The 24,972-nt window shown below is 71.1% G+C and carries 26 protein-coding genes and 1 pseudogene; 10 read left to right on the top strand and 17 right to left on the bottom strand.

All coding sequences use genetic code 11. The annotated features are described in order from the left end of the window. Positions 1–114: 114 nt before the first annotated feature. Positions 115–366, bottom strand: a complete 252-nt coding sequence (locus tag ABD256_RS03780; RefSeq protein WP_215549455.1) for a hypothetical protein — start codon at positions 364–366, stop codon at positions 115–117. 224 nt (positions 367–590) lie between these two features. Between ABD256_RS03780 and nth the strand changes: the two genes are divergently transcribed. Genes nth through ABD256_RS03760 form a run of 4 tightly spaced genes read left to right on the top strand, consistent with a single transcriptional unit; the run spans position 591 to position 3,734 of the window. Continuing rightward, a complete protein-coding gene (nth, locus tag ABD256_RS03775; RefSeq protein WP_344413382.1) occupies positions 591–1,271 on the top strand; it encodes an endonuclease III in 681 nt (226 codons plus the stop codon). Next, positions 1,271–1,858, top strand: coding sequence for a TlpA family protein disulfide reductase (locus ABD256_RS03770; RefSeq protein ID WP_344413380.1), 588 nt, complete (start codon positions 1,271–1,273; stop codon positions 1,856–1,858). Before nth ends, ABD256_RS03770 begins: the two co-directional genes overlap by 1 nt. Next, positions 1,855–2,541: an NUDIX hydrolase gene (locus tag ABD256_RS03765; protein WP_344413378.1), complete on the top strand. Its 687-nt coding sequence runs from the start codon at positions 1,855–1,857 to the stop codon at positions 2,539–2,541. The genes ABD256_RS03770 and ABD256_RS03765 overlap by 4 nt, the downstream gene beginning before the upstream one ends. Then, positions 2,538–3,734 carry a MarP family serine protease gene (locus tag ABD256_RS03760; RefSeq protein ID WP_344413376.1) on the top strand — a complete coding sequence of 399 codons (1,197 nt, stop codon included), beginning with the start codon at positions 2,538–2,540 and terminating at the stop codon, positions 3,732–3,734. Before ABD256_RS03765 ends, ABD256_RS03760 begins: the two co-directional genes overlap by 4 nt. 111 nt (positions 3,735–3,845) lie before the next feature. Here the strand turns inward: ABD256_RS03760 and ABD256_RS03755 are convergent, their stop codons facing one another. The 3 genes from ABD256_RS03755 to nhaA all read right to left on the bottom strand — a co-directional run bounded on the left by ABD256_RS03755 (position 3,846) and on the right by nhaA (position 6,570). Then, positions 3,846–4,793: an alpha/beta fold hydrolase gene (locus tag ABD256_RS03755; protein ID WP_344413374.1), complete on the bottom strand. Its 948-nt coding sequence runs from the start codon at positions 4,791–4,793 to the stop codon at positions 3,846–3,848. Between the two features lie 16 nt (positions 4,794–4,809). Continuing rightward, positions 4,810–5,304 carry a phage holin family protein gene (locus tag ABD256_RS03750; protein WP_344413372.1) on the bottom strand — a complete coding sequence of 165 codons (495 nt, stop codon included), beginning with the start codon at positions 5,302–5,304 and terminating at the stop codon, positions 4,810–4,812. A gap of 69 nt (positions 5,305–5,373) precedes the next feature. Beyond that, complete coding sequence (gene nhaA / locus ABD256_RS03745) at positions 5,374–6,570, bottom strand: Na+/H+ antiporter NhaA (RefSeq protein WP_344413370.1); 1,197 nt, start codon at positions 6,568–6,570, stop codon at positions 5,374–5,376. Positions 6,571–6,745: 175 nt separating this feature from the next. Here nhaA and ABD256_RS03740 point away from each other — a divergent pair, with 175 nt between their 5' ends. Next, a complete protein-coding gene (locus ABD256_RS03740; protein WP_344413368.1) occupies positions 6,746–8,203 on the top strand; it encodes a peptide MFS transporter in 1,458 nt (485 codons plus the stop codon). Here the strand turns inward: ABD256_RS03740 and ABD256_RS03735 are convergent. Together ABD256_RS03735 and ABD256_RS03730 are read right to left on the bottom strand one after the other, a co-directional pair. Next, entirely contained in the window at positions 8,200–8,931 is a 732-nt protein-coding gene (locus tag ABD256_RS03735; RefSeq protein ID WP_344413366.1) for a VIT1/CCC1 transporter family protein, read from the bottom strand. The genes ABD256_RS03740 and ABD256_RS03735 overlap by 4 nt on opposite strands. Positions 8,932–8,977: 46 nt before the next feature. After that, positions 8,978–9,643 carry a DUF2848 domain-containing protein gene (locus tag ABD256_RS03730; protein ID WP_344413363.1) on the bottom strand — a complete coding sequence of 222 codons (666 nt, stop codon included), beginning with the start codon at positions 9,641–9,643 and terminating at the stop codon, positions 8,978–8,980. A gap of 108 nt (positions 9,644–9,751) precedes the next feature. Between ABD256_RS03730 and ABD256_RS03725 the strand changes: the two genes are divergently transcribed. Next, on the top strand, positions 9,752–11,062 hold the full coding sequence (locus ABD256_RS03725) for an MFS transporter (RefSeq protein ID WP_344413361.1): 1,311 nt from the start codon (positions 9,752–9,754) through the stop codon (positions 11,060–11,062). Here the strand turns inward: ABD256_RS03725 and ABD256_RS03720 are convergent. From ABD256_RS03720 to ABD256_RS03705, 4 genes are all read right to left on the bottom strand, one after another. Beyond that, the gene (locus tag ABD256_RS03720) at positions 11,047–11,688 is read right to left on the bottom strand and encodes a GntR family transcriptional regulator (protein ID WP_344413359.1); all 642 of its coding nucleotides are present in this window, start codon (positions 11,686–11,688) and stop codon (positions 11,047–11,049) included. The two genes, ABD256_RS03725 and ABD256_RS03720, sit on opposite strands and share 16 nt — an antisense overlap. Before the next feature lie 88 nt (positions 11,689–11,776). After that, a complete protein-coding gene (locus tag ABD256_RS03715; protein WP_344413357.1) occupies positions 11,777–12,244 on the bottom strand; it encodes a DUF6319 family protein in 468 nt (155 codons plus the stop codon). Then, on the bottom strand, positions 12,241–12,657 hold the full coding sequence (locus tag ABD256_RS03710; protein WP_344413355.1) for a WD40 repeat domain-containing protein: 417 nt from the start codon (positions 12,655–12,657) through the stop codon (positions 12,241–12,243). The genes ABD256_RS03715 and ABD256_RS03710 overlap by 4 nt, the downstream gene beginning before the upstream one ends. A 336-nt stretch (positions 12,658–12,993) precedes the next feature. Beyond that, positions 12,994–13,947: a GlxA family transcriptional regulator gene (locus ABD256_RS03705; protein ID WP_344413353.1), complete on the bottom strand. Its 954-nt coding sequence runs from the start codon at positions 13,945–13,947 to the stop codon at positions 12,994–12,996. A gap of 73 nt (positions 13,948–14,020) precedes the next feature. Here ABD256_RS03705 and ABD256_RS03700 point away from each other — a divergent pair, with 73 nt between their 5' ends. After that, positions 14,021–14,389: an avidin/streptavidin family protein gene (locus ABD256_RS03700; protein WP_344413351.1), complete on the top strand. Its 369-nt coding sequence runs from the start codon at positions 14,021–14,023 to the stop codon at positions 14,387–14,389. Here the strand turns inward: ABD256_RS03700 and ABD256_RS03695 are convergent. Continuing rightward, on the bottom strand, positions 14,379–15,155 hold the full coding sequence (locus ABD256_RS03695; RefSeq protein ID WP_344413348.1) for a sulfite exporter TauE/SafE family protein: 777 nt from the start codon (positions 15,153–15,155) through the stop codon (positions 14,379–14,381). The two genes, ABD256_RS03700 and ABD256_RS03695, sit on opposite strands and share 11 nt — an antisense overlap. Before the next feature lie 20 nt (positions 15,156–15,175). Here ABD256_RS03695 and ABD256_RS03690 point away from each other — a divergent pair, with 20 nt between their 5' ends. Continuing rightward, a complete protein-coding gene (locus tag ABD256_RS03690) occupies positions 15,176–16,189 on the top strand; it encodes a LysR family transcriptional regulator (RefSeq protein WP_344413346.1) in 1,014 nt (337 codons plus the stop codon). A 42-nt stretch (positions 16,190–16,231) separates the two neighbouring features. On the opposite strand, the pseudogene ABD256_RS03685 reads toward ABD256_RS03690, so the two are convergent. The 3 genes and pseudogenes from ABD256_RS03685 to ABD256_RS03675 all read right to left on the bottom strand — a co-directional run. Next, positions 16,232–16,879 (bottom strand): annotated as a pseudogene (locus ABD256_RS03685) (SDR family oxidoreductase); the annotation flags it as partial. Positions 16,880–16,993: 114 nt separating this feature from the next. Continuing rightward, positions 16,994–18,985 carry an acetate--CoA ligase gene (gene acs / locus ABD256_RS03680; protein WP_344413344.1) on the bottom strand — a complete coding sequence of 664 codons (1,992 nt, stop codon included), beginning with the start codon at positions 18,983–18,985 and terminating at the stop codon, positions 16,994–16,996. Positions 18,986–19,140: 155 nt separating this feature from the next. Further along, positions 19,141–19,722 (bottom strand): GNAT family N-acetyltransferase, encoded by a 582-nt coding sequence (locus ABD256_RS03675; protein WP_344413342.1) that lies wholly within the window; start codon positions 19,720–19,722, stop codon positions 19,141–19,143. Positions 19,723–19,833: 111 nt separating this feature from the next. Here ABD256_RS03675 and ABD256_RS03670 point away from each other — a divergent pair, with 111 nt between their 5' ends. Both ABD256_RS03670 and ABD256_RS03665 read left to right on the top strand, forming a co-directional pair. After that, entirely contained in the window at positions 19,834–20,331 is a 498-nt protein-coding gene (locus tag ABD256_RS03670) for a phosphoribosyltransferase (RefSeq protein WP_344413340.1), read from the top strand. Beyond that, positions 20,328–21,053, top strand: coding sequence for an oxidoreductase (locus ABD256_RS03665; protein WP_344413337.1), 726 nt, complete (start codon positions 20,328–20,330; stop codon positions 21,051–21,053). The genes ABD256_RS03670 and ABD256_RS03665 overlap by 4 nt, the downstream gene beginning before the upstream one ends. Before the next feature lie 54 nt (positions 21,054–21,107). On the opposite strand, the gene ABD256_RS03660 is transcribed toward ABD256_RS03665, so the two are convergent. From ABD256_RS03660 to ABD256_RS03650, 3 genes are all read right to left on the bottom strand, one after another. Further along, positions 21,108–22,037, bottom strand: a complete 930-nt coding sequence (locus ABD256_RS03660) for an N-acetylmuramic acid 6-phosphate etherase (RefSeq protein ID WP_344413501.1) — start codon at positions 22,035–22,037, stop codon at positions 21,108–21,110. A 17-nt stretch (positions 22,038–22,054) separates the two neighbouring features. After that, positions 22,055–23,053 (bottom strand): MurR/RpiR family transcriptional regulator, encoded by a 999-nt coding sequence (locus tag ABD256_RS03655; RefSeq protein WP_344413335.1) that lies wholly within the window; start codon positions 23,051–23,053, stop codon positions 22,055–22,057. A 164-nt stretch (positions 23,054–23,217) separates the two neighbouring features. Beyond that, positions 23,218–24,966: a serine hydrolase domain-containing protein gene (locus ABD256_RS03650; protein ID WP_344413333.1), complete on the bottom strand. Its 1,749-nt coding sequence runs from the start codon at positions 24,964–24,966 to the stop codon at positions 23,218–23,220. Between the last annotated feature and the right edge of the window lie 6 nt (positions 24,967–24,972).

The raw sequence follows: 24,972 nt of genomic DNA, 5'->3' as shown, positions 1-24,972 counted from the left end.
AGGAGCGCGCCGCCGATCACTAACGTGCAGTGTAGGGCGTGCTCACGAGATCGCTTCCCGGCTCGCCGACACGAACGCGGGCAGCGGGAAAAACGATCTCGCGGACGCTGGAGCCTAACTCCGCACGCGACGGGGGCGCAGCTTGGCCGCCCTTCCGCCGACCCGGCGCAGCCGGAAGAGCTCCAACGCGCGCCCGATGCCATGGCCGTAGAGGGCCCTGACCTCGTTGGGTTGCGCCTGCTCCAGGAACTCTTCGACCTCGTCCTCGCGCACCGCGGCGTTCTTGAGCCTGCTTTCCACCCGCTCCATGATCAGCGCGAAGAACATGATCACGAGCGGTACGGCGATGACGAACCAGACAGTCATTTTTTCCTACCCTCGACGCGTTCCGCGGCTCGGCGCTGCGCGTTTGGTGTAGTCGGCATCTGTTCGAGATCCTCGCTCATCGCGGCTCGGTCGTGCCGCCAAGGTGTCGGACGTGGCGTGTCGGACGGCTTCCGTAGGCTATCGGGGTGCCTCCCCTTGCCCGTAACGCCCCCCGAAAGGGTGGTGAGGAAAGCCGCCTCGCCTTGGTAAGACGCGCCCGGCGGATGAAACGTTGCCTCGATGAGGCCTATCCCGGCGCGAAGGCGGAACTCGACTTCACCGGCCCGCTCGAACTGATCGTCGCGGTGATCCTGTCCGCGCAGACCACCGATGTGCGCGTCAACGAGGTCACGCCCGCGTTGTTCGCGCGCTATCGCACCGCCGAGGACTACGCCGGGGCCGACCGCACCGAGCTCGAGGAGTACCTCCGGCCCACCGGGTTCTACCGGAACAAGGCCTCGTCGCTGCTCGGTCTCGGCGCCGCGCTCGTGGAACGGCACGGCGGCGAGGTGCCGGGCAAGCTCGAAGAGCTGGTGAAGCTGCCGGGTGTCGGCCGCAAGACCGCGAACGTGGTGCTCGGCAACGCCTTCGGCGTGCCCGGGATCACCGTGGACACCCATTTCGGGCGGCTGGTGCGGCGCTGGGGCTGGACCGGGCTCGAAGACCCGGTGAAGGTCGAGCACGCGATCGGCGAGCTGATCCCGCGCAAGGAGTGGACCAGCCTGTCCGACCGGGTCATCTTCCACGGCAGGCGCGTGTGCCACGCCCGCAAGCCCGCGTGCGGCGCGTGCCCGCTGGCGAAGGACTGCCCGTCGTTCGGCACCGGGCCCACCGAGTTCGAAGTGGCCGCCAAGCTGGTGAAGGGGCCCGAGCGGGAGCACCTGCTGGCGATGGTGACCGGGTAGTGACGACGGCGACCAAGTGGGCGCTCGGGGCGGGCGTGCTCGTCCTCGCCCTGATCGTCGCGCTGCTGCCGCGCGACGACCGCGCGCCCGCGCCTGACACCGGGCCCGATCTCGCCCCGGCGCGGGCGAAGGCGGCACTGGCCGCCTGCCCGGCCGGGACCGGTGAGGTCGAACGGTTCCGCGGCGTCGGCGCGCAGTGCCTCGGCGACGGCGCGCGGGTCGATCTCGGCCGCGCGCTCGCCGGGCACAAGACCCTGGTCAACGTGTGGGCCACCTGGTGCGCGCCGTGCAAGGAGGAGCTGCCGGTGCTGAACGCGTACGCCGCCGAGCCCGGTGCCGCGCGGGTGCTGACCGTGCAGGGCGCCAGCTCCGCCGCCGACGGGCTCGGCCTGCTCGCGAAACTGGGCGTGAAGCTGCCGACGGTGTTCGACGGCGACGGCGAGGCGGGCCCGGTGCGCGGCGTGCTCAAACCGCCGGCGCTGCCCGCGTCCTATGTGGTCGAAGCGGATGGGACGGTGCGGTTCGTGAACACGCCGAGGACCTTCACGAGCGCGGCGCAGGTGCGCGAGGCGGTGGGTGCGGCGTGATCGGGCCCGTGGTCGACGTGGGCTCCGTCCCGGAATGGCTGAAGCCGCTGATGCTGGTCAGCGAGGATCTCGACGCGCGGGCGTTCACCCGGTTTTCGGCGCCGAGGGGCGCGCGCACCAGGCCCGCCGCGGTGCTCGTGCTCTTCGGGGAGGGCGAGCGCGGGCCCGACGTGCTGCTGACGCGCCGCGCCGACACGCTCGGCTCCCACCCCGGCCAGGTCGCCTTCCCCGGCGGCGGCGCGGACGACGGCGACGACGGCCCGATCGGCACCGCGTTGCGGGAGGCCGAGGAAGAGACCGGTGTCGACCCGTCCGGGGTGCGCCCGCTCGCCGTCCTGCCCGAGCTGTACGTGCCGGTCTCCGGGTTCGCCGTGACGCCGGTGCTCGCGCACTGGGAGACGCCGTCGCCCGTCCACGCCGTCGACCCGGGTGAGACCGCCGCGGTGGCGCGTGTCACGATCGCCGATCTCGTCGACCCGGCGAACCGGTACCAGGTGCAGCGCCACGGGCACGGGTGGAAGGGGCCGGTGTTCGAGGTCGGCGGTCTTTTCGTGTGGGGCTTCACCGCGGGCCTGCTTTCGGTGCTGCTGGCACTGGGCGGCTGGGAGCGCGAATGGGACCACAGCGACGTGCGTGACCTTGACGTAGCTTTGGCCGCACACACGAACAGGGAGCGGGCGTGAACTGGGTCGACGTACTGGTGATCGTGCTGGCCGCACTGGCCGCGGTCTCCGGTGCGCGGCAGGGCGTGGTGATCGCGCTGCCCGCGCTGATCGGCGTCGTCGCCGGTGCGGTGGCGGGCATCAAGCTCGCGCCACTGGTCGTCGAGCTGTTCGACAACGCGGTCGCGCGCGTCGCCTTCGCGGTGGCGACCGTGGTGTTCCTGGTGGCGCTCGGGGAAACCCTTGGCGTCTGGGCCGGCCGCAAGGTCAAGGAACAGGTGAAGCGGAAGGTCAACACGGACAAACTGTCCATAGTGGACAGCACGCTCGGCGCGCTCGTGCAGGGCGCCGTGGTGTTCGTGATCGCCTGGCTCATCGCCTCGGTGCTCACCAGCGTCACCGTGCTGCCCGGCCTGGCATCCGCGGTGAACAACTCCGCGGTGCTCGGCGGGGTCAACAAGGTCATGCCGGACGAGGCGCAGGGCCTGCCCGCCGCGCTGCGCAAGCTGCTCGACAACTCGGACGTGCCCGCGATCCTCGCGCCGTTCCAGCGCGCGCCGGTCACCGAAGCCGAGCCGCCCGACCCGGCGCTCCTGCGCAGCGACGTCGTGCAGCAGCTGCACGGCAGCGTGCTCAAGATCCGCGGCACCGCGCCGTCGTGCTCCCGGTCCCTGGAGGGCAGCGGCTTCGTCGTCGCGCCGCAGCGGGTGATGACGAACGCGCACGTCGTCGCGGGCACCACGGAGACCTACGTGGAGACGCCGGACGGCCAGCTGCGCGCGCGGGTCGTCTACTTCGACCCGGAGACCGACGTCGCCATCCTGTCGGTGCCGAGGCTGGAGGCGCCCCCGCTGGCGTTCGCACCCGATCCCGCGCGGGCCGGGGACAACGCGATCGTGCTCGGCTACCCGCTCGACGGCCCGTACACGCCCACCCCGGCACGGATCCGCCAGCGCATCAACCTCGAAGGCCCGGACATCTACGACGCGAACACCGTGCACCGCGACGTGTTCACGGTGCGGGCGCCGGTGCGCAGCGGCAACTCCGGCGGGCCGCTCGTCACGCCGTCCGGCCAGGTGATCGGGGTCGTGTTCGGCGCGGCCGTGCAGGACCAGGACACCGGGTTCACGCTCACCGCGGCGGAGGTGCGCCAAGAGGTCGAGGCCGCGCCCACGCTGAGCAGGCAGGTCGGCACCGGCCCCTGCGCGGGCTGACCCCGGTCCGTCGCCCGCCCCTGCCCTGGCCTGCGGTTAGCGGGCTAAACGCGCTCGGCGGGCCGAGTGGCCCGCGCGGGTCGCTGGGTGCGTTTAGCGGGCTAAACGCGCTCAGGGGTGCGGGTGGGATCGCAGGAAGGCCAGTAGCGCGCTGGTGGTGGCCTCCGGTGCTTCCAGGTGCGGGTAGTGGCCGATCCCGGGCAGTGTGTGGAACTCCGAGCGCGGGCCGCGCCAGTGCGCCGAGTTCCGCGCGGTGGACGGCAGCACGCACCGGTCGTCCTCGCCGTGGAGCTGCAGCACCGGCGCGGCGACGCGGGAGCCGACGGCGTCGGTGAACCGCCTGCCCTCGCCGCGGAACTGGGCGCGGAAGGCCCATCGGTAGTACTCGAGCGCGCTGTGCGCCACGCCGGGCACGAGCATCGCGAGCCGCAGCCGTTCCGCGGCCTCGGTGAAGTCCTCCGTGGACGGCCAGTGCGGCCCTGACCAGGCGCGCATGAGCCGTTCCAGCTCCGCGCCCTCGTCGGCGACGAGCTTGCGCTCCGGCGCCATCGGCACCTGGAAGCGGAAGAGGTGCCCGAGCGCGCGCGTCTGGCTGGACCGCTTGCGCCGCAACGCGGTCCGCCTCGCCGCGGCCCGCAGTGCCAGCGGGTGCGCGGCGCCCAGCGCGCTCACCGACGAGACGACGCGCGGGTGCATCGCCGCGACCGTCCACGCGAGCATCCCGCCCCAGGCGTGCCCGACCAGGTGCGCACGGCGCTGCCCGAGCGCGCGCACGAGCCCGGCGACGTCGCCGGCGAGGGTCCACGCGTCGTAGCCGCGCGGGGGCTTGTCGGAGTCGCCGTAGCCGCGAAGATCCGGCGCGACCACGTGGAAACCCGCGTCGGCCAGCGCGGTGAGCTGGTGGTGCCAGGCCCACCAGAACTCACCGAACCCGTGCAGCAGCACCACGGTGGGGCCGCTGCCGAGCTCGGCGATGTGCAGGCGGATGCCGTTGGCCGACAGGTCGCGGTGCGTCCACGGCCCGGGGACGCGCACGGTCGACGGATCGGGTCGCTCCACCGGTGCCGCCCGCGGGTCAGTCGCGGATCGCGGGTGTTTCGCCGTCGCCGGAGCGCGGGGTCAGCGCGGCGGCGGTGTCCTTCAGGCTGCTGATGGTGCGTTCGGGCGCCCTGATCTTGCGGACCTTGAGGTAGCCGAGGAAGCCGAACAGCCCCGCCACGACGAGCATCAGCAGGAAGACGATGCCGAACGCGGCCCAGCGCCGCAGCCACTCGGACAGCAGTTCCCCGAGGAAGAAGAACAGGAAGAAGGAGCTGTACAGCGCGATGACGAGGGCGACGACGAAGAAGATGCTGCCCTTGACGCCCTTCTTCACCTCGCCGACGACCTCGGACTTCGCCAGCTCGACCTCGGCTCGCACCAGTGTCGACAGGTGCTGCGTGGCGTCCTTCACCAGCGTGCCGATGGACGCGTCCGCCGCGCCGTTCTGCGCTGTGTCTTCGGACAGGGGCAGGTAGGGCACCGCCCCCGCGCCGTCGGGATCGTTGAGTTGGTGCTTCGGGCTGCTCACCGGGCCATCGTGCCACGTGTCCGTCCGTGAGGCTCGGCGGGCGCGCCTGTTCGCGCCCGCCGATGCGCGTCAAGCGTCCGCGTCCGCTTTCGCGTGCGCTTTGCTGCGCCGGAGCAACAGCCCGGCGGCGACGAGCGAGGCGATCGCCGAGGCCAGCAGTACCGCGGCCTTCGCCAGCTCGGACGCCTCGCCGTCGAGCGCGAGATCGGCGATGAGCAGGCTGACGGTGAACCCGACGCCGCCCAGCATGCCGAGCGCCGCGAGGTCGCGCCTGCCGAGCCCGCGGGGGCGTTCGGCGACCTTCAGCTTCACCGCGAGCACGCTGGCGCCGACGATCCCGACGATCTTGCCGCCGACCAGCCCGATCAGCACCGCGAGCGGGAGCGCGGTGGTGAACACGGCGGTCAGCGAGTCCGCGTTGATCTCGATGCCGGCGGCGAACAGGGCGAACAGCGGGACCGCGACCGCCGCCGACCACGGCTGGAGCCGGTGTTCGAGCCGCAGCGCCGGTGCCTCTTCCTCGCCTTCGTCCGGGCGGACCCTGGTGAGCAGGCCGAGCGCGACCCCGGCGATGGTGGCGTGGATGCCCGCGGAGTGCACCGCGACCCAGGTGATCAGCGCGAGCGGCACGTACAGCCACGGCGAGCGGACCCGTTTGTGCTGCAACCACGCGTACAGGGCGAGCGCGAGCAGCGCGACGCCCGCGGCGACGAGGTCGAAGCTCGCGGTGAACAGCACCGCGATCACGATGATCGCGCCGAGATCGTCGACGACGGCGAGGGAGAGCAGGAACACGCGGGCGCTGGAGGGCAGGTTCGACGCGGTCAGCGCCAGCACCCCGAGCGCGAACGCGATGTCGGTGGCGACCGGGATGGCCCACGCGCGGTCGATCCCCGGCTGGCCCCAGCCGATCGCGAGCGCGACGAGCGCGGGCACCACCATGCCGCCGATCGCCGCGATCACCGGCAGCGCCGCCTGCCGGAGCCGGGACAGCTCGCCGATCACGAGTTCGCGTTTGAGTTCGAGGCCCGCGACGAAGAAGAACAGCGCGAGCAGCCCGTCCTTCGCCCAGTCCCCGACGGACAGGTTCAGGTGGAGGAGATCCGGGCCGATCTCGAAGTCGCGGATCGTGCGGTAGGCGTCGCCGAGCGGCGAATTCGCCCAGACCAGCGCGACGGCGGTGGCGACGAGGAGTACGACCCCGCCGGTGGTCTCGGTGCGCAGGTAGCGCGCGAACTCGTGGATGACGCGGTGCGTGCGGGTCACGATGGGCAACTCCTGAAGATCGGTCGGCTCTAGCGTTGCCGACCAGACTTCCCGGCGCACCTTGACGACATTTTAACAGCGGCGGAGCCCGACGGAGGTCGGTGGTGAGGTTTCCAACAGGACCCATACCATGCGAAATGACAACGATGTCTCACGTGTGAGGACGGACGAAGTTGTGAGTACCTCTACCGAGGTCAAACGGGACGGCAGGTTCTTCGGGCACCCACTAGGGCTCACGAACCTGTTCGGGGTCGAGCTGTGGGAGCGGTTCTCGTTCTACGGCATGATCGGCATCCTGCCCATCTACCTCTACTACTCGGCGGCCGAAGGCGGCCTCGACGTGGCGAGGCCGACGGCGCTCGGCATCGTCGGGGCCTACAGCGGCCTGGTGTACCTCTCCTCGACCATGGGCTCGTGGGTCGCGGACCGGTTGCTCGGGTCGGAGCGGACCCTGTTCTACAGCGCGATACTGGTCATGGTCGGCCACATCGGGCTCGCGGTGGTCCCCGGTCTCCTCGGCGTCGGCATCGGGCTGGTGTGCGTCGCGGTCGGCAGTGGCGGCCTCAAGGCGAACGCCACCACGATCGTCGGCACGCTGTACGAAAAGGACGATCCGCGCATCGACGCCGGGTTCACCATCTTCTACATCGGCGTCAACGTCGGCGGCTGGCTCGGCCCGCTGCTCACCGGCCTCGCGCAGGAGAAGGTCAACTTCCACCTCGGATTCGGGCTCGCCGCGATCGGCATGGCGCTGGGCCTGGTCCAGTACACCCTCGGCCGCAAGAACCTCGGCGGCAAGGCGAGCGAGGTCCCGAACCCGCTGCCGCCGGAGCAGCGCGTCAGGTTCGGCCTCGGCGCGCTGGCCGGTGTGGTGGTCATCGTCGCGGTGTTCGTGAGCGGGCTCGTGACGGCGGAGGGCCTGCCCGACGCGGTGCTCGTCCTCGTCGGCGCGGTCGCGGTCATCTACTTCGCGGTGATCCTGTCCAGCGGGAAGATCACCGCCGACGAACGCAGCCGCGTCTGGTCGTTCGTGCCGATGTTCATCGCGAGCGCGGCGTTCTTCTCGCTCTACCAGCAGCAGGCCACCGTGGTGATCGCCTACAGCGACGAGCGGCTCGACCGGAACCTGTTCGGCTGGGAGATGCCGGTGAGCTGGACCAGCTCGATCAACCCGGTGTTCATCATCCTGCTCGGCGGTGTGTTCGCGACGATCTGGACGAAGCTCGGCAACCGCCAGCCGTCCACGCCCGCGAAGTTCGCCTACGGCACGATCATCATGGGCATCGCGTTCCTGCTGTTCCTGCCGATGATCCACACCGGCGAGAACGGCAGCCCGCTGCTCGCGCTGATCGGCATCCTGTTCGTGTTCACCATCGGCGAGATGATGCTGTCCCCGGTCGGGCTCGCGGTGTCGACGAAGCTCGCGCCGACCGCGTTCCGCAGCCAGATGGTCGCGCTGAACTTCCTGTCGATCTCGTTCGGCTCGGCGATGTCGGGCAAGCTCGCGCAGAACTACTCCACCACCAACGAAGGCCCGTACTTCGGGGTCATCGGCGGGGTCGCGATCGCGATCGGGGTCGTGCTGGCGCTGTGCATCCCGTTCATCCGCAAGCAGATGAAGGGCGTGCACTAGCCGGTGGTGACGGTGAACAGCACGCCGACGTAGTACGTCACGAGCATGGTCAACGCGCCGACGCCGATGTTGCGTGCCACCGCACGGCCGACCTTGGCGCTGCCGAGCCTCGCGCTGACGAAACCCGTCAGCGCGAGGCCGGCCACGACGGCCGCCGCGCAGGCCCACACCCTGGCCGGAGTCGGCGGCAGCGAGATCGCCAGCAGGGGCAGCAGCGCGCCGATCGAGAACGCCAGCAGCGAGGCCCACGCCGCCTGCCACGGGCTGGTCAGCTCGTCGGGGTCGATGCCGAGTTCCGCCTCCGCGTGCGCGTGCAGTGCGTCCTTTTCGGACAGTTCACGCGCGACCTTCGCGGCGAGTTCAGGGGAGAGACCCTTTTCTTCGTAGATCCCGGCGAGTTCCCGTTCCTCGGCCTCCGGCATCGTCTTCAGTTCTTCTTTTTCCAGCCGCAGCGCCGCGCGTTCGGTATCGCGTTGCGTGCTCACCGAGACGTATTCGCCGCCTGCCATGGAGAGCGCGCCCGCGACGAGGCCCGCGATTCCCGCGGTGAGGATCGCGGAGCGGTCGGTGCTCGCGCCCGCCACTCCCACGACGATGCCCGCCACCGAGACGATGCCGTCGTTGGCGCCGAGAACCCCGGCGCGCAGCCAGTTCAGCTTGCTGCCGATGCTGTCGTGGTGCGGCTCGTCCCGATGTGCCGGTTCGGCGGGTTTCTGCGTTTCGGTCACCGGGACAGTGAAGCACGGTCCGCGCTTTCGCCTCGCCAGGCGGATTTCAGCCGATCGGGTCGGGCAGCCGCCGCGTCCGGTAACCCAGCTCGATCGTGTTCCCGGTGGCCGGGTCGCCCAGCGCCACGCGCCAGTGCCCGGCGAACTGGTCCACGCCGCCGATCATCGGGATGGTGCCCGACAGCAGGACGGTCCCCGGTCCGGCGAGCTCCCGTTCGCGCAGCACGTCCAGCCAGTAGCGCGGGGGCAGGAGATCGGCGAGCGTGCCGTCCTGGATGAGCGCGTCGCCCGCCCACGCGCGCAGCGTCAGCGCGTCGAGGCGGTCTTCGACCTCGTCGAGCCGCCACGCCTGCCCGGCGAGTACGTCGTAGGCGGCGTTCTTGCTCCACGCCACGCCGTGCACCTCCAGTTCGCGGTCGGTGTGATCGCACGCCGCGGTGAGCAGCACCTCGCCGGTATCGGTGATGACGAGCGCCCATTCGGCCTCGCCGGAGGTGCGGCCGTGCTGCACGGGCACCTCGGCGGTTTGGGCCGCGAGATAAGGGGATACCGGGTAGAGGGCCGGGGTGACCGAGGGCGCCGGCACGCCGAGTTCGGCCAGTTCGGCGACGTGCGCGGCGACCTCGTCCTGGCTTCGCCCGGCGTACCCGGCGTTGAGCAGGGTGTGCACGGTGACGGACTCGGTGCTGCCGTCGGGGAGGGTGAACCGCACGGTGTCTCCTTGCTGGTGGTGACCGGGTGGCCACGAATCCGGTCTTGCGCATGCAAGCTGTATACAATCAGTATTACCAGTTCGCGAACGCCGAGGAAGGAGAAGCCGATGACTGTGACCGGCCAGACAGCGGGCACCGGTGAGCCGGTCGACGGCAGGTCGCTGCGCCGGGCGTTCCTGGCGAGCCTGTCGGGGACCGCGCTCGAGTGGTACGACTTCGCGGCCTACTCGGTGGCCGCCGCGACCCTGTTCGGCACGCTGTTCTTCCCGTCGGGCGACGAGCTCGCGGGCACGATGGCGGCGTTTTCGACCTACGCGGTCGGCTACCTGGCGCGCCCGCTCGGCGGGTTCGTGTTCGGCAGGCTCGGCGACAGGCTGGGCCGCAAACGCGTGCTCGTGCTGACCCTCCTGCTGACCGGCACGGCGACCTTCCTGATCGGCGTACTGCCGACGTACGGGTCGATCGGCGGTTTCGCGGCCGTACTGCTCGTCCTGCTGCGGTTCGCCCAGGGCGTCGGCATCGGTGGCGAGTGGGGCGGCGCGGTGCTGCTGTCGAGCGAGTTCGGCGATCCGCGAAGGCGCGGCTTCTGGGCGTCCGCTGCGCAGATCGGCCCGCCGGCGGGCAACCTGCTCGCCAACGGCGTGCTCGGCGTGCTCGCGCTCGCCCTCACCGAAGCCCAGTTCAACTCGTGGGGCTGGCGGGTCGCGTTCCTGCTCTCCGGCGTGCTGGTCGGGTTCGGCCTCTGGATCCGGCTCAAGCTCGAAGAAACCCCGGTGTTCCAACGGCTCGCGGCGCAGGGCGACCGGTCGAGCGCGCCGATCTCGGAGGTGTTCCGGCTCGAATGGCGCGCGCTGCTCGCGGCGATCTTCGTGCGGGTCTGCCCCGACGTGCTGTACGCGCTGTTCACCGTGTTCGTGCTGACCTACATGACCAGCGAGCTGAAGATGCCGCGCGGGGAAGGGCTGGCCGCGGTGATGATCGGATCCGCGCTGCAGCTCGTGCTCATGCCCGCCGCCGGCGCGCTGTCCGACCGCGTCAACCGCCGCAAGCTCTACCTCATCGGCACGATCGCGGCGGGTGTCTGGCCGTTCGTGTTCTTCCCGATGGTCAGCGGCGGTTCGTTCGCCGCGGTGCTCGTCGGCGTCGTGCTGGCGCTCGTGATCCACGCGCTCCTGTACGGGCCGCAGGCGGCCTTGGTGACCGAGCAGTTCTCGGAACGCCTGCGGTACACGGGAAGTTCGCTCGCCTACACCCTCGCCGGGGTGATCGGCGGCGCGCTCGCGCCGTTGCTGTTCACCGCGCTGCTGGCGGGATTCGGAAGCTGGGTCGCGATCGCGCTGTACCTCGCGGTCACCGCGGTGGTGAGCCTCGTCGGCGTATGGCTCGCGCGCGACCCCGAGGATCAGCTGGTGAGCTGAATCGCGAGCGTGGTGCCGAGGTGGTCGTCGATCGCGGCCAGCGCCGCGGCGACGTCACCGGACTCGAACGCGTCGAGGATGGCCCCGTGTTCGGCGAGCACGGTCTTCTGGCGGTCACCGCTGCGCAGCATCGCGACCATCCCGGCGCGCACCTGGCGCGCGCGCAGGGTTTGGTAGGTCTTCGCGAGGATGGGGTTGCCCGCCGCTTCGACGAGCAGGGTGTGGAAATGCGTGTCCAGCTCGATGAAGCGGGCGGTTTCCCCGCTGTCGAGCCGGGTCTGCTTTTCCAGCGCCGCCCGCATGGCGGGGAGCGGGACGGTGTCGTCGGCGAGCGTCTTTTCGGCGGCGAACCGTTCCAGCAGGCCGCGCATCTCCATCAGGTCGTGCAGGTCCTTGCCGGTGATCGGCGCGATGTAGGCGCCGCGCTTCGGCACGAGCTGGACGAGTTCTTCGGCGGCGAGCCGAAGCAGTGCTTCGCGCACGGGGGTTCGCGAGATGCCGACCCGTTCGGCGATCTCCTGCTCGCTGATGAAGCCGCCCTGCGTGGCCGGATCCGCGAGCACGGTGTTCTTCAGGAATTCGTACGCCTTCTCCCGGCCCGACACCATCTCAGCACCCCCATACACGTTGTATACAAGTGTACGGGTTAAAAGGGCCGGGGCGGGCGCCTGATCGAGGAGCACCCACCCCGGCTGGCCGGAGGGTCCTGGTTTCTCAGTTGTCGAGCTCGGCGAGCGCCTGCTTGGCCTGCTCGAGCTCGGCTTCCAGCTGGGCGACCTTCTGCGCCTGCTGCTCGCGCGCCGCGTTGATCACCTCGTCGATCGGGATCGACAGGTCGGCGTGCAGTTCCTTCGCCGCGCGCGACACGGCCGCGGCCGGGATCTCGAGGCCGCGGGCGACCCACTTGCTGCCGTGCTTCAGCTCCGCCTGCCATTCGCCGTCGGCGGTGCCGGTGACGGTCAGGGTGAGCTCGACCGTGCGGGTCTTCTTCGCAGGGGCGGCACCCTTGGGACGTCCGCGCTTCGGCTTGGCGGGCTCCTCGGCGGCGGGTTCGGCGGCAGGGGCCGCGTCAGCCGAAGTCGTGGCGGAGCCGTTCGCGGTCTCGGACGGGGTGCTCTCCGGTGCCGATGCCTCCGGAGCTTCGGGGGCCGTTTCCTGCTGGGTCAAGGAATCCACGGTCATCGTCGGTTCTGTCTCCTCGCCGGCTCGATGGGTAACTCCCCGGACGATAGCGTAGAACATGCGTTCGAATGCCCTCGCGGCGGGGTCCCCTCGGGGCATCCTCGGTTCACCGGGACGGACCAGAGCCGGATCGCCCGGTCCGGCCCGGCGCTCGCCAGGGTCCGCCCGTCGGGGCTGAACGCGAGCGAGGTGATGTAGCCGGTGTGGCCGAAGAGGACGGCCTTCGCGCGTTCTTCTTCGAGGTCCCACAACCGCACCACCGGATCGGTGCTGCCGCCGGCCAGTTTCAGGCCACGGCCGGGCGTGGTCCCGTGCGGTTTGAAGATCGCCACGGTCCGGCGGGTCGCGACATCCCGCACCCGCACCGTGGTGTCCACGCTGGCGGTGGCCTGTCCGGTCGCGAGGTCCCACACGTGCACGACCGGCCCGCCTTCCGGGGGCAGGCCCGAAACCGTGCCGCGGCGGTGCTTCGCTGGTGGCCACCGTGGACCCGTCGGGGCCGAACCGCAGCGCGTGCACGTCGCCCGCGCGCCGGGTCAGGGTGTCGACCTCGTCGGTTTCGGCGCGCCACAAGGAAATCTGGCCGTCCTGCCCCGGCGGCTTCCCGCGCTCCACCGGACGATCGCCGTGCATCCCGGATTCGCGCGGGCCCGGAGGGCCTTGACCGGCGGTGCCCTCGGCGGCGTGGGCGCTGAGGACGGCGGTGCGGCGTACGCGGCTTGCCACTGGCCAGGATGGCGCGGAATCCTTCATCGGGGGCGGGCCGCGAAGGTGCGCCGGTAGGTGCTCGGCGGGGTGCCGTATTCGTCGGCGAAGCGGCGGCGGAAGTTCGACACGTCGCCGAACCCGGCCGCGGCGGCGACGCCTTCGATCGTCGCGTCCGTGCGTTCGAGCAGCGCGCAGGCTTCTCGGAGCCGTCGGCGCAGGAGCCATTTTCCCGGTGTGGTCCCGAGTTCGCGCTCGAACAGCCTCGTCAGCGTGCGCGTCGAAACGGCACCGGTCGCGGCGAGGTCATCGACGGACACCGGCCGGTGCAGGTTCGCCTCCGCCCATTCGATGACGGCGGAAAGCGGCGCCGGCCGGGCTGGTGTCACACGCGCGTACTGCCGCTGACCGCCTTCGCGGTGCGGCGGCAGCACCATCTGACGGGCGATGTCGGCGGCGTAGGCGGCGCCGAAGTCCCGGCGGACGAGTTCGAGCGCGAGGTCGATCGCGGCTCCGGTCCCGGCGCTCGTGGCGACGTCGCCGTGGTCCACGTACAGCGCTTGCGGCCGGACGAGCACGTCCGGGTAGCGGCGCGCGAGCTCGTCCGCCATGCGCCAGTGCGTGGTCGCCGCTCGGCCGTCGAGCAGGCCGGTCGCCGCGAGCGCGAACGCCCCCGAGCAGATCCCCGCCACGCGAGCACCGCGGGCGTGCGCGGCGGTCAGCGCGGTCCGCAGCTCCGGCGACGGCGGCGCGCCGCGGTCCGGCCAGCCGGTCACGAAGATCGAGTCGGCTTCCTCCAGCGCGTCGAGGCCGCGCGGTATGACCATCTCGTATCCGGCCTTGGTCGGGACGGCTCCGCGCGCTTCCCCGCAGACCTCGAAGGCGTACCGCGTTTCGACGCCGGGGTGCTCGATGCCGAAGACCTCGGCGACGCAGCCCAGTTCGAACGTCGACTGGGGCGGGACGACGACGGCGGCCACGCGATGGAGCCGGTTCACACTGGCAGGATAGTCCCGGATCGCGTCTTTTCCGCCACTCGTGCCGGGTCGAAGGCGCGAGCAGGCTGGCGGCATGACCATACGGGAAACCTGGACCGGTGAGTGGCGGAACCAGTACGGCTCCGCGCTGAGGATCGCGGATGACTCCGGCGGGCGGCTCACGGGCACTTTCCGCACCGCGCTGAGCGACAGCGGTTTCGCGGGCTTCGAAGCGGAAATCATCGGAATCCACACCGGGAACTGCGTGCACTTCGCCTTCGCGCGCACCGGCCCGGCCGGGGACAAGATCGCCTCGTTCACCGGCCTCCTGCGGGACGGGCGGATGGAAACCCTCTGGCACGTCGTTTCCGATGCCGCCGCGGAACCGGACGGCCTGCGGCCGCTGCCGTGGGCGCACGCCGCGATGACCAGCGCAGACACGTTCGACCGCGTCACGACGTGAACGCGTCGACGCCGAGTTTGACGGCGAGGCCGAGCCCGGCGAGCGCGATCCCCGCCCGAAGCGGCGCTTCGGGGACCTTCCTGGCGACCATCGGGCCGAGCCAGGAGCCCAGCAGGAGCCCGGCGGTCAGCGGTATCGCGCGCAGCCAGTCGACGGGCCCGAAGAACGCGAACCCCGCCGCGGCGACGACGTCCACGATCACCACGAGCACGTTCTTGAGCGCGTTGGCGCGGAGCAACCCGCCCGAGGTGGTGGCGAGCAGCAACGCCAGCAGCAGCACGCCGGACGCGGCCGCGAAGTATCCACTGTAGACGGACACGGCGAAGACGCAGGCGAGCGCGAACCGGTTCGTCGCGTCCCGGACGGACGGGCGCAGGAGGATCACCACGGAGGCGCCGCCGACGAGGAACGGCACGACCCGCTGGAAGATCCCGGGCGGCGTCACCAGCAGCAGCGCCGCGCCGCCCGCGCTGCCGAGCGCGCACACCGCGCCGAGCCTGCGCGCCGTCGCCGCCTGCCCGGCCAGTTCGCGCCGCGAGCTGGGCACGGCGGTGACGCTGCCGAGTGCCAGCGCGACCGTGTTCGTCACGTTCGCGGCCGTCGCGGGCAGCCCGGCGGCGAGCAGCGCGGGGTAGGAGAACAGCGAGGCGAGCCCCGCGATGGTTCCGGTCACCCCGGCCGCCACCCCGGCGCCGAAGAGCAGGAGCCACATGCCGTCCACCATGCCGGGGCAGACTCCGAAGAACGAGAGCGAGAATCTGCGCACTACTTTGTAGAATCGCCAGCATGATCGATCTGCGGCGGCTCCAGGTGCTGCGAGCCGTCGCGCACCACGGCTCGGTGACCGCCGCGGCCGAAGCCCTGCACCTGACCCCGTCGGCGGCGTCCCAGCAGATTCGACATTTAGCCCGCGAACTGCAGGTGGCGCTGCTCGAGCCGGCGGGGCGCGGGGTGCGGCTCACCGGGGCCGCCCGTCGTCTCCTCGGCCACGCCGACGCGATCGCGGAGCGGTGGGAGCGGGCCGAGGCGGACCTCGCGGACCCGTCGCCCACGGGGGAGCTCCGGATCTGCGGCCTGCCGACGACCATTTCAGCGCTGCTGGCTCCCGCGGTGGCACGGCTGCGCGAACGATGGCCCGCGCTCGTCGTCCGCCTCCGCGAAGCCGAGCCGCCGGAATGCTTCGACCTGGTGTTCTCCGGCGCCGCCGAGCTCGTCGTCACGATGGCCACGCCCGACGGGCCGCCGACCGGCGATGCCCGGTTGGACGCGCGCCCGCTCCTCGACGACCCGTACGACCTGCTGACCTCGCCCGGGCACCCGCTGGCGGGCGCGAGCGGGGTCACGCTCGCCGATCTCGCCGCCGAGCCGTGGATCGTCGGCATGCCGGGCACCGCGTACCGGCGGCTGGTCCTCGCGCTGGCCGCGGGCGCCGGGTTCACGCCGTCCATCGCGCACGAGGTGCTCGAATGGACCGCGGTCGCCGCGCTCGCCGGTCAGGGGCTCGGCGTCTCGCTCGTGCCGAGGCTCGTGCGGCTCCCCGGCGAACCCGCCGTGGTCCGCACCGAACTGGCCGATGCGCCGTCGCGCAAGCTCATCACGGTGGTGCGGCGGGGAAATCGCGAGGATCCCGCGATCATCGCCGCGCTCGGGGCGCTGTCAGCCGAAATCGGCGAGATGGGCCGCCGCCCAGGCGCGGAACGGGCGCGCCGGATGCCCGGTGATCCGCTCGACGGTGTTGGTGAGCAGCGCCGGGACGCCGACGGCCAGCGCGCTCGCGTCGAGCAGGGCCGCGAGCACTGACTCCGGCATCCACGGCGCGCGCCGGGCCAGCGCCTGCTCGCGGGTGAGTTCGGCGATGGTGATCGCGCGGCCGGTCTCCTCGGCGAGGACACCCGCGATTTCCCGCTGGGTCAACGATTCCGGCCCGGTCAGCACCTGCATGCGGCCGCGGTGCGCATCCTCGGTGAGCAGCGCGGCCGCCACTTCGGCGATGTCGTCGAGGTGGATCGGGCTGACCTGGGCGTCCGGATGCGCCAGGCTGATCCGGTTTTCCGCACGGATTTCCTCGCCCCAGTCGCGGCGCGCGTTGGTGGCGAGCCAGCTCGGGTAGAGGATCGTGTGGCGCAGCCCCGAATCCGCGAGCGCCTGTTCGACGCCGCGGTGGACCAGCCCGATCGGCCCGTCGCACTCGCCGTGCTCGAACGACGCGGGCGAGGACAGCAGCACGACGTACTGGACACCCGCTTCCTTTGCGGCGGTGAGGAAATCCCGGCAGTCACCCCGGGTCGGATAGAGGAACAGCGTCTCGACGTCCGTCAGCGTTTTGCCCGCGAACCGCGTCAGATCGAGGGTCGCGGTTTCCACGCCGGCGGGCACGTCCAGCGTCGTCGTGTCCCGTGCCGAAGCGCGGACGGCGTGCCCGTCCGCGGCGAGCCTGGTGACGATCGCGCTCCCGATGTTGCCCCGCGCCCCGGTGATCAGAACGGTCATCTTCGCCCCTCAAGTATTTTTGCTTTGCAAGCAAAGTTACCTGAGCAACGGGGAGGGCGTCAAACGCGAAGGCGCCCCCGCGGCCGTACCGCGGGGGCGCCTTCGAAAGGGGGCTTACTCCTCGGACTTGTCCGAGTTGAGGCCGGACGAGATCAGGTCCATCACCGACGAATCCGCCAGCGTGGTCACGTCGCCGACCTCGCGGTTCTCCGCGACGTCGCGCAGCAGCCGCCGCATGATCTTGCCCGAGCGCGTCTTCGGCAGCTCCGGCACGACCATGATCTGGCGCGGCTTGGCGATCGGGCCGATCTCCTTCGCCACGTGGTCGCGCAGCGCCTGAACCGCCTCTTCGCCGCTGGCGGCGTCCTTGTCCGCGTTGCCGCGCAGGATCACGAACGCCACGATGCCCTGGCCCGTGGTGGCATCGCTCGCGCCGACGACGGCCGCCTCGGCGACGGTCGGGTGCGACACGAGCGCCGACTCCACCTCGGTGGTCGAGATCCGGTGGCCGGACACGTTCATCACGTCGTCGACGCGGCCGAGCAGCCAGATGTCGCCGTCGTCGTCGTACTTCGCGCCGTCACCGGCGAAGTAGAAGCCCTGGTCGGCGAACCGGGACCAGTAGGTCTCCTTGAAGCGCTCGTCGTCGCCCCAGATCCCGCGCAGCATCGACGGCCACGGCTTGTCGAGCACCAGGTACCCGCCACCGCCGTTGCCGACCTCCTGCGCCTGGTCGTCGACGACCTTCGCGGAGATCCCGGGCAGCGCCCGCTGCGCGGAACCCGGCTTCGTCGAGGTGACGCCGGGCAGCGGCGAGATCATGATCGCGCCGGTCTCGGTCTGCCACCAGGTGTCCACGATCGGCGCCTTGCCCGCGCCGATGTTCTCCCGGTACCAGATCCACGCCTCCGGGTTGATCGGCTCGCCGACGCTGCCGAGCACGCGCAGCGTGGACAGGTCGTACTTCTCCGGGATTTCCTTGCCCCACTTCATGAAGGTGCGGATCAGGGTGGGCGCGGTGTAGTAGATCGAGACGCCGTACTTTTGCACGATCTCCCAGTGCCGCCCCTCGTGCGGGGTGTTCGGCGTGCCCTCGTAGACGACCTGCGTGACGCGGTTCGCGAGCGGCCCGTAGACGATGTAGCTGTGCCCGGTGACCCAGCCGATGTCGGCGGTGCACCAGTACACGTCCTCGCCCGCCTTGTGGTCGAAGACGTTGTGGTGCGTGTACGCGGCCTGCGTCAGGTAGCCGCCGGAGGTGTGCAGGATGCCCTTCGGCTTCCCGGTGGTGCCGGAGGTGTAGAGGATGAACAGCGGGTGCTCGGAGTCGAACGCCTCCGGCCGGTGCTCGGCGGACTGCGCGTCCACGAGGTCGTGCCACCACAGGTCGCGGCCCTCGGTCCACGGCGCGTCGCCTTCGAGGTCGCTGCCGGTGCGCCGCACGACGATGACCTTCTCGACGGTCTTCGCGCCTTCGAGCGCTTCGTCGACGTTGGCCTTCATCGGCGCCGCCTTGCCGCGCCGGTACTGCCCGTCCGAGGTGATCACGATCTTCGCCGCGGCGTCGTCGACGCGGGCGCGCAGCGCGGTCGGGGAGAACCCGCCGAAGACCACGTTGTGCAGCGCGCCGATCCTGGCGCAGGCGAGCATCGCGATGATCGCCTCGGGGATCATCTGCAGCTGGATGGCGACCACGTCGCCCGCCTTGACGCCGAGCGAGGCGAACGCGTTGGCCGCCTTGGAAACCTCGTCCTTGAGCTGCGCGTAGGTGATGTCGCGGGTGTCGCCCGGTTCGCCGACCCAGTGGATCGCGACCTGGTCGCCGTGCCCGCTCTCGACGTGGCGGTCGACGCAGTTGTAGGCGACGTTGAGCTTCCCGCCGACGAACCACTTCGCGAACGGCGCGCCGGACCAGTCGAGCACCTGGGACCACTTCGTGTCCCAGTGCAGCCGCTCGGCCTGCTTCGCCCAGAACGCGTCACGGTCGGCGTCGGCCTCCGCCCGCAACTCCGCGGTCGCGTTGGCCTGCGCGGCGAACTCCTCGCCCGGCGGGAAGGTGCGGCTCTCCTTGAGCAGGTTGTCCAACGCTGGGGACTGCTCGGTCATGGTGCTAGGCCTCCTGAGAATGCGAGTACGCGGCTGACGCCCTCCGGCACGGTAACGACGTTAGTACTGGAAGTAAAAGGTCGCAGCGGCGTTGCACCCGGTGGCAGCGGACGAACGGGCGGCGGGCGGGGACGAAAGGCATGCGAACGGTCTTTTCAGCCGAGGCGGGCCAGCAAGCCGTCGCGCACCGAAGGCCATTCGGCCGCGATCACCGAGTATTCGACGGTGTCCCGCACGGTGCCGTCCGGGCGGATCCGGTGCGAGCGCAGCACCCCGTCGCGCTTCGCGCCGAGCCGTTCGATCGCGCGCTGCGACCGCTCGTTGCGGTGGTCGGTCTGCCAGGCGACGCGGATCGCGCCGCGCGCTTCGAACGCGTGCGTCAGCAGGAGCAGTTTCGCCTCCGTGTTGAGCGGTGTGCGCTGCCACCGCTTCCCGAGCCAGGTGTGCCCGATCAGCAGCGCCCTGTGCGCCGGGTCGACCTGGTAGTACGACGTGGTACCGGCGACCTCGCCGGTGGCGGCGTCGACCTGGGCGAACGCCTGGCGGCCCGGCATCGCGAGAATGGTCTTGACCATTGCACGCGTGTCGCCGGGCGTCTCCGGCCGAGTCAGGCTGAGCCAGGCCCAGATCTCCGGGTCGCGGCCCGCTTCGTGCAGGCCCTCGGCGTGGTCCTCGGAAAGCGGCTCGAGGCGCACGTGCGCGCCGGTCAGGGTCGGGTGGTCGGTCCAGTCGGTCACCCGTTCACGGTAGAGCCGGGATTGGCTGCTCGTCATGTCCAATGTGGAAGCATTTCGCCAGGCCACTTCTCCGTTGCCTATGCTTCGCGGGACCAAGGCGAGGAGGACTGGATGGCCGAGGAGCGGGAAGAGCTCACCTGGGAGTTGTTCGGATCGGCCAGCAGGGAACTGGCGCAGGCGATCGCGGACGACGGGTTCGAGCCCGATCTGGTCCTTTCGATCGCGCGAGGCGGCCTGTTCGTGGCGGGCGCGCTCGGGTACGCGCTGGACGTGAAGAACCTGCACGTGATGAACGTCGAGTTCTACACCGGTGTCGACGAGCGGCTCGACCTGCCGGTGATGCTGCCGCCGGTGCCCAACGCGGTCGACCTGACCGGGGCCACCGTGCTGGTCGCCGACGACGTCGCGGACACCGGCGCGACGCTGAAGCTGGTGCGGGACTTCTGCGCCGACCACGTCGCCGAAGTGCGCTGCGCGGTCGTCTACGAAAAGCCGCGGTCCGAGGTCAAGTGCGAGTACGTGTGGCGGCACACCGACCGGTGGATCAACTTCCCGTGGTCGGTGCGGGCGCCGGTGGTGCGCCGCGCGGGGCAGGTGCTCGACGCATGACGGATCCGTTGCGCCCCTTGCTCGAACTCGACGGCGTCGCGGAGGCGGCGAAGTCGGCCCAGGACGCCGTGTTCGCCGTGCACCGGCATCGCGCGAACCTGCGCGACGGCTCGGCGACGGCGGCGGAGGCCTCCGTGCGGGCCGCCCGCGCGTCGGCCGCGATCGACGGCGCGGACCCGGAGATCCCGGCCGAGGGCGCGGTGTCCGATCCCGTGCTCGCCGGTGCGCTCCGCGTCGCCGAAGCGCTGGAAGGGCTGTTGCCGACCTGGCGCCGCGCCCCGTCGCAGGCACTGGCGAAACTGCACGTACTGGCCGCCGCCGACCTGGTCACCGACCCCGACGAGCTGGGCCGCCCGCGCGAGGACACGGGCACGCGCCTGGAACTGCTCGGCCAGCTCGTGACCGGGGCGACCACGGCGCCGGGGCCGGTGCTCACCGCGGTGGTGCACGGCGAACTGCTCGCGCTGCGGCCCTTCGGTACCGCGGGCGGTGTGGTCGCGCGCGCCGCGGCGCGGCTGAGCATGGTCGCGAGCGGTCTCGACCCGAAGGCGCTGACGGTGCCGGAGGTCGCGTGCTTCCGGCGGGTCAAGCAGTACCTCGACGCCGCCGGAGGGTTCGCGAGCGGGGAACCCGAAGGCGTGCGCGCGTGGCTGCTCTTCTGCTGCGACGCACTGGAACGGGGCGCCAAGGAAGCACGGGGGATCGCCGAAGCCGTCGGCTGACGGGTCCCGGGAAGGCCGCCTCCCGAGGCGGAGGCGGCCCCGCCCGTAACGGAGCTATCCGGCCCGGACGTGCAGCGAGTCGAGCGCGTTGCGCACGTGCCCGTCGGTTACGGAGAGCGCGTCCTTGGCCTGCTCGACGCCGACACCGCCGAGCAGGTGCACGAGCGCGACCTTGAGGTCACCGTCGGCCGCTTCGAGCGCGTCGGAGCAGTCCTGCGGGCTCATGCCGGTGGCCTCGCGAAGAATGCGCAGGGTGCGCCCGCGGAGCTTGGCGTTGGTGGCGCGCATGCTCACCATGAGGTTCGAGTAGGTGCGCCCGAGCCGGATCATCGTGGCGGTGGAGAACGCGGTCAGGATGATCTTCTGCGCGGTGCCCGCCTTCATCCTGGTCGACCCCGCGATGGCCTCGGGGCCGGTGTCGACGGCGATGAGCACGTCGACGCCCGCGGGCTTCACCGCGCCGGGGTTGCCGGAGACGAGGCCGGTCCTGGCGCCGAGCCTGCTGGCGGCTTCGAGCGCGCCGAGCACGAACGGGGTGCGGCCGGAGGCGGTCAGCCCGAGCACGAAGTCGCCGGGCTGGATGTGCTCGCGCATCTCGGCGGCGCCCGCCTTGGCGTCGTCCTCGGCGTTTTCGACGGCTTGGCGCAGCGCCCGCGCGCCACCGGCGTGGTGGGCGACGAACCAGTCCGGCGGCACGTTGTAGGTCGGGACGAGCTCGGCGGCGTCGAGGGTGGCGAGCCTGCCGGAGGTGCCCGCGCCGACGTAGTGCACGCGCCCGCCGCCTCGCAGCGCCTCGACGGCGTAGTCGACGGCGCCGGCGATTCTCGGCAGCACCGCGTTGACGGCGTCGGGCACGCGGCGGTCCTCGGCGTTGATCATGCCGAGGATGCCGACGGTCGACATGAGGTCGATGTCGGTGGTGCGCGGGTTTCGTTGCTCTGTCGGCGAATCAACGTGCACGACCTGGCGCGGCACGGTCATCATGCGCCTCACTTTTTCGCTCATTTCCCGGTCTCCCTCGGACGTCGTCTGCCGTCCGGCCTGACCCCGAGCCGGTGTGAGCCGACCGCGTCCCTGGTGGCGTCCAGCGCGCTGACGGCATCGTCCATGTGCCGCTGCGCGACGCCGATGAAGAGGCAGTCGATGACGGTGAGCTGCGCGATCCTGCTCGCGGTGGCGCCGGAGCGGAACGTGGTTTCGCGGGCGGCCGTGGTCAGCACGTGGTCGGAGACCTCGGTGACCGGGGACCGCGGGAAGTTGGTGAGCGACACGGTGATCGCGCCGTGCTCGCGCGCGACGCGCAGCGCCTCGACGGTGTCCGTGGTGGCGCCGGTGTGGGAGATGCCGATCGCGACGTCGCCTGGCCGGAGCACCGCGGCCGAGGTCAGCATGATGTGCGTGTCCGACCACGCGAAGCTGACCCTGCCGATGCGGTGCAGCTTCTGCTGGAGGTCGGCGGCGACGAACGCGCTGGCGCCGACGCCGTAGACGTCGATGCGGCCCGCTTCGGCGAGGGTGTCGATCACCTGCTGCAGGGTGTTCACGTCGAGCTGGTCCGCGGTCTCTTCGACGGCGCGCGCGTCGGCGAAGCTGACCTTGCCGACCACGGACGCGAGGTCGTCGCCGGGGCCGATCTCGCCGCCGAGGTTGCGGGTGGAGCGGGCTTCGGAGCGCGCGGTGTCCGCGGCGAGCGCGATGCGCAGCTGCGGGTAGCCGCCGACGCCGATCGCCTTGCAGAACCGGGTGACGGTCGTCTCGCTGGTGTTCGCGGACTGGGCGACCTCGGTGATGCTGCGACGGGCGACGCTGGACGGGTCTTCGAGCACTACCTTCGCGACGCGCTGCTCGGCCCTGGCGAGTCCCGGCAGCAGCGAGCGGATCTTGACCAGCGGGCTCGAGTCGGCGTCGCGTCCCGGCACGGCGACCGTGGTCACGGTGTCGGGGAGCGTGGCCACGCCGCCAGCTTCGGGCGACGTGGGAAAGTTACTAACCGTCGGCATTTGAGACAAGGTTACCCACATCCTTCGGGATGAATGCAACCCGCCGGGCGCGGGCCACTCTCGACTCAGTTGCCAAGAAAGTCGCCAACCAAGTCGAACTTGTTAACGTCCACTTGTTAACGACTTGGCAACTTAGTGTCGTGTTCGAAGAGTGACCCTTCGTCCTACCTGGTGCTCGGTCGCCAACCGGATGCGGTGAGTGATGACGGATCGTGTTCACCGTCGAGGATCGTCCGGCCGCCACTGGTGACGCGGATCCCATCGACGAGCACGCCGCGGCCGGTGTAGCTCTTGTCCGCCGAGTACCGCCAACGCAGGCTGACCGGCCCGTTCGCGGGAATTTCTCCCCGAACGTGCCACCACGAGCGGTGTCCGTGCCCGGACAGAGCGTTCACGACGCCCTCCGGCGCACCCGGCCCGGAGGCGCGCAACGGCACCGGCTGCCACGCGACGCCGTCGGTGCTCGCCTCGAGCGCGAGCGTGTCCGAGGTCTCGGTGTCGACGAACGCGGAGAAGCTCGCGCGCACCGAATCGTTACGCGGGCGCAGCGGCCCGGTGGTGAGGGTGGCGGTGCCGGTGTTGCCGATATCACTGAACCAGGCGTCGCGACCGGCGCGCGGGCGCACCGCCATCGAGCGCGAAAGCGCCGTCGCCCACGCCTCGCGCGCGTCGTTGATCGAGCCCCAGCCGCGGTTCGGGTGCACGCGGTTGGTGAGCAGGATCGCGACCGACCGCGATTCGGGGTCGAGCACGAACGTGGTGCCGGTGTACCCCGTGTGGCCGCCGGTGACCGGAGAGGACAGGCCGCCCATGTAGAACATCTCGTCGAGCTCGAACCCGAGCCCGTGCACCTCGGGAAGGCCCTCGATGTGATTCGTCAGCATCGCGCGGACGGTGTCCTCGCGCAGGATCCGGTGCCCGGCGTAGGTCCCGCCGTTCAGGATCGCCTGCCCGAGCACGGCCATGTCGCGCGCCGTCGAGAACACCCCGGCGTGCCCCGAGACGCCGCCGAGCGACCACGCGTTCTCGTCGTGCACCTGCCCGCGCACCATGCCGCGCGGCGGGGTCGTCTGGAACTCGGTGGCCGCGATCCGGGCGAGCTTGCCGGCCGGCGGGTTGTACCCGGTGTCGCGCATCCCCAGCGGGCCGGTGATCTTCTCGCGCACCACGGTGTCCAGGGTGGCGCCGGTGAGCTTTTCGACCAGGAAGCCGAGCGTCATCAGGTTCAGGTCGGAGTAGAGGTACCTGCTGCCCGGCGCGAACTTCAGCGGGCTGTCCAGCACCGCCGCGCGCCTGCTCGGGATGTCGGGGTAGCCCTGCCACAGCGGCGGCGACGGGTCCGCGTCGAACCCGGAGGTGTGCGTCAGCAGCTGCTGGACGGTGACCTGGCCCTTGCCGTGCACCGCGAACTCCGGCAGGTACCCCGCCACCGGCGCGGCCAGGTCGAGCTGGTGCCGTTCGACGAGCTGCATGGCCGCGACCGAGGTGAACAGCTTCGAGATCGACGCCATGTCGAAGATCGTGTCCTCGCGCATCGGCACCTGCTCCGACGGCGGCAGCTCGGTGCCGGTGCCGTCGGCGTACCGCAGCGCGCCGCCGACGGCGTGCCGGTCCACCACGACGCCGTCGTGCACATACAGCCCCACCGCGCCGGAGAACAGCGGGTGCCCGCTCGTGCCGGGTTTCGTCCACGCGTCGATGCGCTGCTCGACGGCGCGCAGCGGTGCCGGGTCGAGCCCGGCGTCGGCGGGCGTCCCGTCGCGCAGCACCGTGCGCGCGGGCGCGAACCCGTGCCACGGCCGGTCGAAGCGGCCGCTTCCGTGCTGCTCAGGTGTGGCGATCGCGCTCGCTCCCGCGGTGGTGAAGGCCAGTACGGCCGTCATGGCCGCGACCCCCAGTTTGCCAGCCCGCATCGCCGC

The organism is Amycolatopsis minnesotensis (genome assembly GCF_039529815.1).
Lineage (GTDB): Bacteria > Actinomycetota > Actinomycetes > Mycobacteriales > Pseudonocardiaceae > Amycolatopsis > Amycolatopsis minnesotensis.
The sequence above is the reverse complement of the archived record's forward strand: the minus strand, read 5'-3'. Positions and strand labels throughout refer to the sequence as shown.